12 protein-coding genes are annotated in these 12291 nt (G+C 42.6%); all 12 read right to left on the bottom strand.

All coding sequences use genetic code 11. The features are described from left to right. Window positions 1–61: 61 nt before the first annotated feature. Complete coding sequence (locus Q8W26_RS04225; protein WP_101215122.1) at window positions 62–1966, bottom strand: ABC transporter ATP-binding protein; 1905 nt, start codon at window positions 1964–1966, stop codon at window positions 62–64. A 4-nt stretch (window positions 1967–1970) separates the two neighbouring features. After that, entirely contained in the window at window positions 1971–2186 is a 216-nt protein-coding gene (locus tag Q8W26_RS04230) for a glutaredoxin family protein (RefSeq protein WP_101215123.1), read from the bottom strand. Further along, window positions 2183–4285 (bottom strand): bifunctional 23S rRNA (guanine(2069)-N(7))-methyltransferase RlmK/23S rRNA (guanine(2445)-N(2))-methyltransferase RlmL, encoded by a 2103-nt coding sequence (gene rlmKL / locus Q8W26_RS04235; RefSeq protein ID WP_101215124.1) that lies wholly within the window; start codon window positions 4283–4285, stop codon window positions 2183–2185. Before rlmKL ends, Q8W26_RS04230 begins: the two co-directional genes overlap by 4 nt. Window positions 4286–4536: 251 nt before the next feature. Beyond that, on the bottom strand, window positions 4537–4983 hold the full coding sequence (locus tag Q8W26_RS04240) for a GNAT family N-acetyltransferase (RefSeq protein ID WP_101215125.1): 447 nt from the start codon (window positions 4981–4983) through the stop codon (window positions 4537–4539). A 179-nt stretch (window positions 4984–5162) separates the two neighbouring features. Continuing rightward, complete coding sequence (locus Q8W26_RS17895; RefSeq protein ID WP_101215126.1) at window positions 5163–5408, bottom strand: DUF6868 family protein; 246 nt, start codon at window positions 5406–5408, stop codon at window positions 5163–5165. Window positions 5409–5650: 242 nt separating this feature from the next. Then, entirely contained in the window at window positions 5651–7375 is a 1725-nt protein-coding gene (locus Q8W26_RS04245; protein WP_101215127.1) for a Na(+)/H(+) antiporter subunit D, read from the bottom strand. Further along, window positions 7365–7619 carry a hypothetical protein gene (locus Q8W26_RS04250; RefSeq protein ID WP_101215128.1) on the bottom strand — a complete coding sequence of 85 codons (255 nt, stop codon included), beginning with the start codon at window positions 7617–7619 and terminating at the stop codon, window positions 7365–7367. Before Q8W26_RS04250 ends, Q8W26_RS04245 begins: the two co-directional genes overlap by 11 nt. Next, the gene (locus tag Q8W26_RS04255) at window positions 7620–9134 is read right to left on the bottom strand and encodes a monovalent cation/H+ antiporter subunit D family protein (protein ID WP_101215129.1); all 1515 of its coding nucleotides are present in this window, start codon (window positions 9132–9134) and stop codon (window positions 7620–7622) included. Continuing rightward, a complete protein-coding gene (locus tag Q8W26_RS04260; protein WP_101215130.1) occupies window positions 9131–10636 on the bottom strand; it encodes a monovalent cation/H+ antiporter subunit D family protein in 1506 nt (501 codons plus the stop codon). Before Q8W26_RS04260 ends, Q8W26_RS04255 begins: the two co-directional genes overlap by 4 nt. After that, window positions 10636–10992: a cation:proton antiporter subunit C gene (locus tag Q8W26_RS04265; RefSeq protein ID WP_101215131.1), complete on the bottom strand. Its 357-nt coding sequence runs from the start codon at window positions 10990–10992 to the stop codon at window positions 10636–10638. The genes Q8W26_RS04260 and Q8W26_RS04265 overlap by 1 nt, the downstream gene beginning before the upstream one ends. Next, window positions 10989–11966: a DUF4040 domain-containing protein gene (locus tag Q8W26_RS04270; RefSeq protein WP_101215132.1), complete on the bottom strand. Its 978-nt coding sequence runs from the start codon at window positions 11964–11966 to the stop codon at window positions 10989–10991. Before Q8W26_RS04270 ends, Q8W26_RS04265 begins: the two co-directional genes overlap by 4 nt. Beyond that, the gene (gene mnhG, locus Q8W26_RS04275; protein ID WP_101215133.1) at window positions 11966–12289 is read right to left on the bottom strand and encodes a monovalent cation/H(+) antiporter subunit G; all 324 of its coding nucleotides are present in this window, start codon (window positions 12287–12289) and stop codon (window positions 11966–11968) included. The genes Q8W26_RS04270 and mnhG overlap by 1 nt, the downstream gene beginning before the upstream one ends. Window positions 12290–12291 lie beyond the last annotated feature (2 nt).

A 12291-nucleotide genomic window follows, 5' to 3' on the forward strand; every position in this document is an offset into this window, starting at 1 on the left:
ACAACAGATATTCACAAGGGTTCTCTGAAATTACACATAATAACAATTGAGTCCGCTTGTATTAACTATCGAGTAATTCCCAACGCTCAAAACAATATTCTAATTCTTGTTCAGCAGTTTTAAGCGCCTCAATCACGGGCTCTGTCACGCTGCCTGCTTGAGCAAAAAACTCTGGGTCACTCATTTGAGTTTGTAACTGTTCAATTTGTTGTTCAAGACTTTCCATTTTTTCTGGTAATAAGTCAAGTTCGCGTTGATCTTTATAGCTTAATTTCTTAGCTGCGGATTTAACTTTTTCTTCTACAACAGGTTCGACTTTGACTTCAGCTACCGAAGTTGCTTCCGGTTTATACGACTCAGGGTCAAATAAACTCGCCCCTTGAGCAGTTGCATCATCAAATCCACCAACGAACTCTTCAATGTGGCCATTGGCACCAAACCACCAACTTGAGGTCACTGTATTATTAATAAACTCACGGTCATGGCTGACTAACAATAATGTACCTTGATATGCATGTACTAAAGACTCAAGGAGCTCAAGAGTCTCAATGTCAAGGTCATTGGTTGGCTCATCGAGTACCAACATATTGTTTGGTTTTAAAAATAGTTTGGCTAACAATAGGCGGTTTTTCTCACCCCCCGATAAAGCGCGAACTGGTGTACGAGCACGTTTTGGGGAAAATAAGAAATCTTGTAAATAGCCTAATACGTGGCGAGAGCGACCATTATGCATCACATCATCTTTACCATCACCAACATTTTCTTGGACGGTTTTATCTAAATCTAACGCGGCGCGATGTTGATCAAAATAAGCGACATCAAGTAATGTCCCCGTTTTAATCTCACCTTGCTTAGGCTCTAACTGACTGAGTAATAATTTTAATAAAGTCGACTTACCACATCCATTGGGACCAATTAACGCAATCCGATCTCCTCGGATAACTCGTGTAGTAAAATCGGTCACAATTGGTTTAGCCTCATATTGATAACTAATGTTATCAACTTCAAAGACTAACTTGCCCGACTTTGAGGTACTTGCCAAAGACATCTTAGCCTTGCCGACTACTTCTCTACGTGCTGTGCGTTCACGCCTTAATTGCTCAAGCGCGCGAACTCGGCCTTCATTACGAGTTCGACGGGCCTTAATACCCTGTCGTACCCATGTTTCTTCTTGGGCGAGTTTCTTATCAAACAATGCATTCTGCTCAGCTTCTACTCGTAGCGATTCTTCTTTTGCTGTTAGATAGTCAGCGTAAGTACCCGGCCAAGAGCTAAGTTTACCGCGGTCAAGGTCGATAATGCGGGTTGCCATTTTACGGATAAACGCGCGGTCATGACTAATGAAGACGATAGCGCCTCTAAAGTCTAATAATACTTTTTCCAACCAACCGATGGCATTTAAATCTAAATGGTTGGTTGGTTCGTCGAGTAGTAATACATCAGGTTGCTGCACTAACGCTTTCGCTAGTGCCGCTTTACGCAGCCAACCACCAGAGAGTTCACTTAATTGCTTATCTGCTGGAAGAGATAACTGTTCTAGAACTTGATTGATTCGTGTTTCAAATAACCATGCTTCATTGTCATCCATTTTCGCTTGGAGTTTTTCAAGGCGAGCCATCACATCATCACTGTAGTTAGTTTCTAACTCAAGCACGACATGATGATAATCTTTAATTAATTCGCCAACGTGTGCCAAGCCTGAAGCGACGAAGTCAAACACAGACATTTGCGCTTTTTCAGGCGGATCCTGCTCCAAGCGAGCCACGACAATATCGGCGTTATAATGTAAATCGCCGCCATCAAGATCCATCTGTTTGGCAATCACCTTCATTAAGGTTGATTTACCTGTTCCGTTTTTACCTACTAGACACACGCGCTCATTTGCGTTTACCTGAATATCAGCGTGGTCTAAGATGACATGAGTACCAAACGCAAGCTGCGCGTTATTAAGACGTATTAACATAATTTTTTTAATCCAAAAAGCTGCGCAATTGTTCTAATGAAAATGGCCAGTTCAGTTCATTGCCCTGTGAGTCAGCGACCACAGGAATGGTTGTGCCGTAGCGCGCGACGAGTGTTTCATCGTCAATAATATCTGTCACTTGATAGCTAACAGCGACTTGGTCAAGCAAAGCTTGTGCATCTTCACACAAGTGACAACCGTCAGTTGAATAAAGAATGATCATGCGTGGCGAACTTCCCAACAGTTGTGAATTTTCTGATTACCTTTAAAGTCACGCGGTATTGTTTCTTTACTAATGTCTTTAGCCACTAGGCCAATCTTTGCCAAATGTTGATGATCCATTTTAAATTGACGTGAATTATTTGAGAAAATGATCAAGCCATCTTCACGTAAGATACGCTTTAAATTTTGTAATAACTGTGCATAGTCACGATTAATATCTAATGTTTGCGCCATCCGTTTTGAGTTAGAGAAGGTTGGAGGATCAATAAATATCAAATCGTATGTACTTTGACAGTATGCTAACCATGTTAAGCAGTCCATCTGTATAAACTGATGCGCAGGACCATTTAAACCATTTGCTCTAAAATTCTCTTTAGCCCATTCTAGATATGTTTTCGACATATCAACGCTCGTAGTAGACTCAGCGCCACCTAACGCAGCATGAACTGAAGCACTTCCGGTATAGCAAAATAGGTTTAAGAAATCTTTATCCTGTGCCAGTTTTTGAACTTTGTGACGCGTTAAACGATGATCTAAAAAGAGTCCATTATCAAGATAATCAGAAGTGTTAATTAAAAACTTAGCGTTGTATTCATTCACCACAAACTTATCGCGTTGTTCGTTAAGTTTTTCATATTGGTTTTCGCCTTTTTTAACTTCACGTACTTTGTATTTAAGCTTGTCAGTGTCTATCTCAAAAACATGGTCCAAAACAATAAAGGCTTCAATTAAACGGCGCATGGTTTTGCTCTTATCCATAAACTTCGGAGCAGCATATTCCTGCACAATCCAGTGTTCACCATAGCGATCAATCGCTAAATTATAATCGGGTAAGTCAGCGTCATATAAACGATAAGCATCGATGCCTTCGCTCTTAGCCCATTTTGACAGTGTTTTATTATTTTTAATTAAACGATTGGCAAAGGGTTCTGCCTGCTTCGAGACAGACTTTAATTCACCATCACCAATGTTGTAGTTGGCTAATAACGCTTCTAACTGACCGTTAAATAATTTGTATTTATGATCGGGCGCTAAGCGTATCGCTGTTAACAATTCAATTGAGGAACTAAAGACGCTTAAATTCCAACCAGAAAACTTAGCTTTGACCGCTTTGGCGAAGCCATGATAAACAAAGATAAGTGGTAACAATTCACCTAAACGCTCACCGTATGGCGGGTTCGTCACAATAAAGCCTTTTTGATTACCAAAAGGTGGCTTAATCGACAGAGCGTCACACACTTCAAAACTCACAAGATGTTCTACACCGGCGCGATGGGCGTTATCGCGAGCCACATTAAGTACGCGAGAATCCATATCAGAACCACGAATACATAACTGTTTACGATCGCGACTCTCATCAGCAATAGCCTGAGCACTGGCTTTAATTTCCTGCCACACTTCAGGCTTGAAGGCTTTTAACGACTCAAAGGCAAACGCATTACGCGTTAATGAAGGTGCAATATTAGCTGCCATTAGCGCGGCCTCGATGACCAAGGTACCACTACCACAAAATGGGTCTAACAGTGGTTTAGACACATCCCAACCACTGCGTAACAGCACTGCTGCGGCTAAGTTTTCACGAAGTGGCGCAGCACCTGCATTGGTCCGGTAACCACGTTGCTGTAATGAACGGCCTGAAAAGTTGATAGCAAGTGATAATTTGTTATTGACCATACGACATTCAATGCGTACAGCGGCTTGTTGTTTATCAACATTTGGACGATCAAAACCTTGGTCACGGAACTTATCTACGATAGCATCTTTGGCTTTCAATGCACCAAATTGGGTGTTATTAATAAACGCATTTGTGCCTGAGAATTCAACCGCGATTGATTTTGTACTATCAAAGTAGGCATTCCAGTTAACACGATAGACCACATCATACAAATCTTGTGGGCTATGTACCTCATCACTATGTACGGTTAATAAAATACGACTGGCTAAACGAGACCATAAACAAATGGTGTAAGCTGTCGCGTGGTCAGCCTTAAAACGAACTCCCGCTAACGACTCACGTACTTCTACCCCGCCCAGGTCTTCAATTTCTTTAACTAGTAAGTATTCAAGCCCTTTAGGGCATGCGGCAAAATATGGGAGCATAAAATCTACAATCTCGGTTGGAATGACTAAAACCGCTGATTATACGCTTATTCTGTGGTGCTTGCAGCAAACAATGAAACAAAGCGGTATGTTTTTATGATGAAGACAGTATTTAATCTAAGTTATTTTTTATATCAATCAGGGGAGTCACCACCACCCCACTCAAATGCCGAGTCAATTGTCATACAAGTAGTCTTTAACATACCTAACACTTCAACAGCGCTAATGCTTAATCAACAATGAGAATGTTATTAGCGTAACTGAGGATGTTTGATTACAAAGCCTTTCTCAATATCAGCGTTAAAGCCAACTGACTCATAAACAGCATGCGCTCCGCTGAGTTGAGCCCCTGAAAGTAGCATGACTTTACAACACCCTTTTTGCCAAGCAAGATCAATGGCGAATGATAACACCTTGGCACTTAACCCTTGTCGACGGAATTGGTTTGAGGTGATCACATGCTCAATTAGGGCATAGGGTCTAGCACCATTAGCAATGCTTTTATTTAACGTCAGAGCACAACTTGAAGCAAGTAGCCCATCAATTTCAGCAACGATTATAAACGTTTGCTCGTCATTGATAATCTCCGCCCATTTTTCTCTGGCGAAATCACCCTCTAATACTTCATCGTTTGGTCGAAGTTCTTTATAAAGACTCAAAACACCTAATAGATCATCAACAACTGCGACTCTAATCATCAAAACACCCCCAAGTTTAGTTTTATATTCTTTTTGATCTTATTGATTGAATGCCTGATACATTTAAAAAACACTCAACAAGACAGTGCCAGTTAAAATACCGAGAAAACCCTCTCACTTCAACTGATACACAATATATATCATAAACTTAACATCATTAAAGTGAATAACTCAGAGGCTTAAGCTATCATCTTTAGCGCTATATATGGGGTAATATTAAGCATTAGTATCGCAAGTTTATAGTTTGCTAGATAGGAAAAATATAAGGTAGGTAATGTTAAACTACTTACCCCTGTTATTTTTTCGTGCACCTTCATCACAAAATCTTTAAATACAAAAAGAAATAACGACGTTAACGATAATATGCCAATATTAATGACTGTACACCAGCCTAAAAAAACGGTCATTTGGTTGACATCGAGCATGGTGAATTCTCCTAAAGACGAGCATAAATAAAATACCAGCTAATACAGTGCCGAGCACCAAAGCTCAATGTACCACTGGTAACATGCCACTCCCTACTGAATGAAGTGACTTGCATTACAATTCTGGCTGACTTCGATTTGGCAATAACATCGACAATATTCAGTAATAGATGAAAAAGATAGCCAGTATTGCCCACAACCACATACATTTAGATCAAACAATGACAAACATTAAGCCCACTCTATATGTAGTAGAGTAGCAGAATACCCGCAAGTAATAGTGCAACCCAGAAAACCATGGTTTCGGTTGGCCATAATTGGGCAAAATAACCTTTGGGTTGCTCTTTGGCTTCATCGTACGAGCTATCAATCAGTCGTTTAATACCAGACTTTGCCATCGATTCCACCCTTGCCATCGACTCTATAATGGAATAATAAAGCGGAACCAGAAAACCCGGCGCTAACTTGCGATAAAGCCAGTCAGAGTCTAAATTGGTCGACGGCAGCTCTGGTGGATACATGCTTTGCTTGTTGAGCCAAACAAAGGCTAAAGCTGAAAAGAACAGCAACTGTAATTGTGTCAATATGTGCGTTAGATCATAAGGCTGGTAGCTCACTTGCCAAGGTAATAAAGCATAAACTGTTTGCGCTGGGAATGTGCCTATAACAACACACAAAGTCGCGGCAATCGTCATCGCAATAAGCATATTCTTTGGTGGCTCAGTTGTACGAATCCCTGAATCATGAGCAAAGAAGGCAAAATACGGGATTTTAATCCCTGCATGGTGAAATACACCCGCTGCTGCAAACAACAAGGCAAGCCAGACATAGTCATACCCTTGCTCAATGGCTGCACTCATGATCATTGACTTAGAAACAAAACCACTAAATAGTGGAAACGCAGAGATAGATGCAGCCCCGACAATACACAAGATCGTTGTTTTTGGCATAGTTTTGTAAAGGCCGCCCAGTTCTGAGCCGTTTATTTTCCCAGTCATGTGCAGAACAGCCCCCATGGTCATCATCAGCAACCCCTTAAATATGACATCATTAAAGGCGTGAGCCACTGCACCATTTAATGCCAGTGAAGTGCCGATGCCGACACCCACCACCATAAAACCAATCTGATTAATCATGCTGTAGGCCAGCACTCGGCGTAAATCATTTTCTATCACCGCATAAAAAATTGGGAAACATGCCATGGTGACACCAATCCAAACCAGCAGTTCAGTGCCTGCGAAGCCCCTTGCCAAAGCATACACGGCAACCTTGGTGGTAAATGACGCAAGGAAAATTGTCCCTGTGGGTGTCGCTTCAGGATAAGAATCGGTGAGCCAAGTATGGGCAAAAGGAAACGCGCACTTGATACCAAACGCCACGAAAATTAACCAAGCCCCCACATTTAAAAGGCCTTCATGCCCTAAACCAATATCTGAAAATTTCGCACTGCCCGTTTCATTGATCACAATGATTGCGCCTGCCAGCAAAAGCACACCCGATAATACCTTAATCACTATGTAGCGCATGCCTGCACTATAAGCCCTGTCGGTTCGTCTCGCCCAGATTAAAAACACCGATGTTAAGGCCAGTAACTCCCAACATACAAAAAGGGTTAACAAATCACCCGCAAACACTGCACCGACGGCACTAGCAGCATAACTTAAACCCGACACATGCTGCACGGTATCTTTAAGGTGTAATGCGTAAACAACAGCGATAAACGCGGCTAAATGGAATAAATAACCAAACATTAAACTCAACTTGTCTACTCGAACAGGCTCAAGTTGGTAACCTAGAAACTCAAATGCCCAGTAAAGACCAGGTTCAAGAGCCGCGAGTTGTAATGCTCCCCAAATTGGCGTCAATAACATCACAGCACTACGCAAATGACCACGTAAAAAAATCGCGGCTAAAGCGCCAATTAATAAGGGCAGAAAAGGTGGTAACAATGGCAAGCTACTTATCATAGTAGTCTTCCTCCCGCATTAATGCTTTGCGCATGAGCTTTGCAATAAGCACTAACACCACACAACCGATGAAACCGTATATGGCATAAAAAGCAGGTATGTTTTCCCAGTCGTGATAAATATGACGATGGACAATGAAATCGGCAACCACCAGCAGTGCACAAACCACATAGAACACCTTGATTATCTTGTCGACATTCTCTTTTTTATCAAAAAAATCAGATTTATTTTGCTCTTTACTCATTTAAGGCCGTCCTTTGAGCTCTGTCGACACATCAGGTATCAAGTTGATTAAATCAATCAGCGGTTGCGGATAAAAGAATAACCACAAACAGGCTGTAGTGGTGACAACAATTGCAATCAAACTTGGAAGGGGTGCTTCTTTAGTTTCTGACCATGACCAAGCTGGTTGATCGCCTGATGGCGTATTAAAAAAAGCTTTTATCGGAATAGGCAGCAAATAAGCGACATTGAGTAATGAGCTAATGGTCAGCACCACCACGATAATCATTTTATCCGCTTCTACTGCGCCAACCATTAAATACCATTTGCTCCACGTGCCAGCCATGGGCGGCAAGCCAATAATACTCAGAGCTGCTATCGCAAAAGCAATCATAGTAATCGGCATTTTACGCCCTAGCCCTACCATTTCGCTGATATTTTTCTTATGGGCAGCAACCATAATGGCACCAGCGCAAAAGAACAGTGTAATTTTTCCAACCGCATGAGTTGCAATATGCAAGCTTGCGCCAGCGGCAGCAACTGAGGAGGCAAGCAGTGCCCCCACCACAATATAACTTAATTGACTGACCGTTGAATAAGCCAATCGCGCTTTTAAGCTGTCTTTTGTCATCGCAACACAAGAGGAAAGGAGCACAGTCGCCGTCCCGATATAAAGCATCACATCGGTGGTTGCTATGTCACTTAAGTTGTCGATACCGAAGATGTAGATAACCACTTTTAGAATGCTAAAAACGCCCGCTTTAACCACGGCTACAGCGTGCAGCAGAGAGCTAGCAGGTGTAGGTGCGACCATAGCCGCAGGTAACCAACGGTGAAACGGCATAAGCGCTGCTTTACCAATCCCATAACAAAATAACACCAGTAATAATGCAACCAAGCTATCAGAGTGGGCCTGTGTGAATACGCCACCTGGTGTAAAGTTCAAGGTACCTGCGCTAACCCAAGTGCCAAGAATGGCAAGCAAAAATAGTACGATTGAGGTACTGAGCAACACGCCAAGATAAACTCGGCCACCGTGTTTGGCCTCTTTGGTTCCCGCGTGTGTCACTAAAGGGTACGTCGACAAGGTTAATAGTTCATAGAAAATAAAAAGCGTTAATAGGTTAGCGGAGAAACAAATCGCCATCACCGTGCTAATTGATAACGCAAAACAAAAGAAAAAACGTGTCTGATTCTCTTCGTTATGGCCTCGCATGTAGCCTATAGAATAGATAGTGGTAATTATCCAAAGAAAGCTCGCCACCAGCGCAAACAAAACCCCTAAAGGCTCCACTGAATAAGCAATCTCTAATCCTGGAAACAAGGCAACCCAAGTGGTCTCCATGCTTAGTTTGCTAAACGTATTGTCCGTCACCGCTAACACTAGTGTAAACAGCACAACCGCGGTAATAATCGAAACGCCTTCTCTGAGGTTTGGCTGCTGACTAAACAAAGCGATAAAAGCCGCGCCTATTAATGGCACTACAATAGTGAGGTTAATAAGTTGGGCTGGATCTAAGGTTGACCATATATTCATTGCGCCGCCTCTATCTCTGTCATTGACTGTGTTAACAATTGAGCAGCCGTATCCGCCGCGCTCAATGTCAATGACGTATCAATCCCGAAGTAGATATTTGCTATGACAAGCACCCACATCGGCACTAACATCAACATCGGCGCTTCTTTAATATCTTTGCCAGCGGTCAGTTCAGAAGGTTCCTTGAAGTAAGCGGCTTCCAAAATTCGACCTATATAAATAATGGCTAATAATGAACCAAGCAACACAAGCATCGCTATAACCCACTGCTGTTGCTCCAATGCCGCGGTAACCAAATACCATTTACTAACAAAACCAGCGGTCAGTGGCACGCCAATAATGCTTAAACCTGCGATGGTAAAGGCGGCCATCGTCAATGGCATCTGCTTACCTAGTCCTTGAAATGCTTTGATATCAACAGAGCCAGTGCGTAACAACACGGCACCAACCGCCATAAACAGTGCCCCTTTCATTAATGCGTGATTGAATATGTGTAATAAACCAGCCATCAGACCGACACTGCTCACCAAACTAATACCGAGGATCATATAGCCAATTTGTGCAACGCTACTGTAGGCCAGCACCGTTTTGACATTGCTTTGTACGGTGGCCATAAATGAGCACTTGAAAATTGCGACGATAGCCAAAGCCAGCAAAAGAATGTCCATACTCATGGTATGAAATACGAACTCGGCTCCATAAATAGTAAAAATAAAACGCACCATCACATACACAGCCACCTTAGTTGCGGTACTCGCCAAGAAAGCACTGACAGCCGACGGAGCATGTGTATAAGCAGGTGGTAGCCACATATGCAGAGGGAATAACGCTAACTTAATACTCACGCCTACCAAGATAAAGGCTAAACCAGTTTTCAAGGTACGATTGCCATTAAATTCAGCGATACGATCCGCTAGGTCAATCATGTTTAACGTGCCCGTTTTCATATACAACATACCGACACCAATAAGAATGAACGTCGCCCCTATGGTTCCCATCACCAGGTAACGGAAAGCAGCCGTTAGACAGCGCTTATCAGAGCCCAAACTAACCAAGGTGTATGTTGCTAAGGAAGATATCTCTAAAAAAACGAACAGGTTAAACGCATCACCGGTGCTTAAAATTCCTGACAGTCCAGTTAAACAGAGTAAATGTGCGGTATAAAAAAGCGTATGCTGGCTTGGGTCTACTTCCTTGGCGATACTCTCTTTTGCATACACCAAGACCAAGGTAGAAATGCCAGTGACGGCACTCAAAATCATCGCACTTGCGGTATCAATTCGAATCTCGATACCCCAAGGGGGCTGCCAACCACCAATGGCATAACTCAACACGCCTTGTTCAAGTGTTGTTAATAACACATCCACCGAGATAACGAAGCTCAACGCACTGACCAAAGTAGCAAGTAGCCACGCTAAATGACTTCTACCTAGCAATATGCATAAGGGAGCTGCCATTAGTGGAAGAATAATAGGTAAAACAGGCAGGTGCTGTGCAAACATCAAATGAGATCTTCCTTATCTTCAAATTCATTTTCTTCAACCGTGCCATAAGCTCGTTTAATTCTCACGACAAGCGCCAAACCGACGGCAGTTGTGGCAACACCGACAACAATTGCCGTAAGAATTAACACATGTGGCAACGGGTTAGAGTAAGTGGTGATACCTTCCGCCGCTATGGGCGCACTGCCGCCATTTACTTTACCAATGGAAATGTACATCATGAAAACGGAGGTTTGAAAAATATTCAACCCCACAATTTTTTTCACTAAATTATTAGCTGCAATAACGACGTAAAAGCCCATCATCATCAGCAGCACTACAATCCAATAGTTATAATGGTCTACAATAAAGCTCATTGAATATTCTTTCTTTCAGTTTGCCCTGCAAAGGCATAAAAAATACACAGCATTGCTGCAAAGACAGTAATACCGACCCCAAGCTCAATGGCGATAATGCCAATGTGTTGCCCCGCTACCGGATCTTCTGCCAGCACCGAGTAATCTAAAAAATTTGCGGATAAAAACAGACTAACTACACCCGTTCCAGCATAGATAAGCACACCCAATGCGGCGAGTGCTTTCAATACACGTGGCGGAACAACATGAGTTGCCATCGGCAAACCAAAGACCAAGGCGTATAAAATGAGCGCTGCAGCCGCGATGACACCAGCCTGAAAACCTCCACCGGGCCCATAATCACCATGAAACTGAACGTATAGCGCAAAGAGAACAATTAATGGAATGATCATCTTGGCGACAACACGAAGTACTAGATGAGACTTCAAGCCTGATTGAATGGTTGCCCTATCGCGTTTAGGTAACCCCAACAAGCTTAAGACACCGATGGCTGCTGCGAAGACTACTGCCGTTTCGCCTAATGTATCAAAGGCTCGATAGCTTGCTAGGACAGAGGTCACCATGTTCGGAATACCAATTTCTTGTGGTGAATCTTCAATATACCTTGGTGCCACGTGTTGATGCGCTGGATTGTCGGGATCACCAAATAGCGGCATATCCAAGGTGCCATATATCAATGCTGCACCCGTCACACACACCACCAATAGCGGCAGTATGGTTTTGTGGCTACTCGCTTTTTCTTTGCGACCAGTTAACGCCAGCGTACCCAACATTAGCACCGTTGAAATACCAGCGCCCACAGCCGCCTCGGTAAACGCGACATCAACCGCATCGAGATTGACAAAAATTAAAGCCGATAAAAAACTGTAGATACCAAAGAGCATCACAACAGTGAATAAGTCTTTGATAAAAATAATGTTAAATGCGGTTATTGCAAGCATCCCCAGTAAAACTAAGTCAATAATCTCTGCCATCAGTCATCACCTACTTTTTTGTCACTACGAGTTTCAGCAAGTGTTAATAGCCCACCGTGCCGTGCCGATTTGGCTAACGCATGTGAGGCGGTTGGGCTGGTTAGTAGCATAAAAATAAGAATAAATAGGAGTTTTACAGCGACCAAATCAAAGTCGGTACGTAAGATAAGACCAAATATTATTAAGATGGTAGAAATTGAATCAGTGACACTGGCCGCATGAACGCGGGTAAAAAAGTCAGGAAACTTAAATATGCCAACGGCTCCTGTTAGACTGAAAAAGGCACCTACAATAAGAAAAACTGAGCTGATTATCTCTATCATAG

The organism is Psychrobium sp. 1_MG-2023 (assembly GCF_030689115.1).
Classification (GTDB): domain Bacteria; phylum Pseudomonadota; class Gammaproteobacteria; order Enterobacterales; family Psychrobiaceae; genus Psychrobium.

What these genes read in the sequence shown, in the direction of transcription:
- Q8W26_RS04230 (WP_101215123.1), bottom strand. Translation starts at nt 2,186, where the DNA reads ATGATCATTCTTTATTCAACTGACGGTTGTCACTTGTGTGAAGATGCA.
- rlmKL (WP_101215124.1), bottom strand. Translation starts at nt 4,285, where the DNA reads ATGCTCCCATATTTTGCCGCATGCCCTAAAGGGCTTGAATACTTACTA.
- Q8W26_RS04240 (WP_101215125.1), bottom strand. Translation starts at nt 4,983, where the DNA reads ATGATTAGAGTCGCAGTTGTTGATGATCTATTAGGTGTTTTGAGTCTT.
- Q8W26_RS17895 (WP_101215126.1), bottom strand. Translation starts at nt 5,408, where the DNA reads ATGCTCGATGTCAACCAAATGACCGTTTTTTTAGGCTGGTGTACAGTC.
- Q8W26_RS04245 (WP_101215127.1), bottom strand. Translation starts at nt 7,375, where the DNA reads ATGATAAGTAGCTTGCCATTGTTACCACCTTTTCTGCCCTTATTAATT.
- Q8W26_RS04250 (WP_101215128.1), bottom strand. Translation starts at nt 7,619, where the DNA reads ATGAGTAAAGAGCAAAATAAATCTGATTTTTTTGATAAAAAAGAGAAT.
- Q8W26_RS04255 (WP_101215129.1), bottom strand. Translation starts at nt 9,134, where the DNA reads ATGAATATATGGTCAACCTTAGATCCAGCCCAACTTATTAACCTCACT.
- Q8W26_RS04260 (WP_101215130.1), bottom strand. Translation starts at nt 10,636, where the DNA reads ATGTTTGCACAGCACCTGCCTGTTTTACCTATTATTCTTCCACTAATG.
- Q8W26_RS04265 (WP_101215131.1), bottom strand. Translation starts at nt 10,992, where the DNA reads ATGAGCTTTATTGTAGACCATTATAACTATTGGATTGTAGTGCTGCTG.
- Q8W26_RS04270 (WP_101215132.1), bottom strand. Translation starts at nt 11,966, where the DNA reads ATGGCAGAGATTATTGACTTAGTTTTACTGGGGATGCTTGCAATAACC.
- mnhG (WP_101215133.1), bottom strand. Translation starts at nt 12,289, where the DNA reads ATGATAGAGATAATCAGCTCAGTTTTTCTTATTGTAGGTGCCTTTTTC.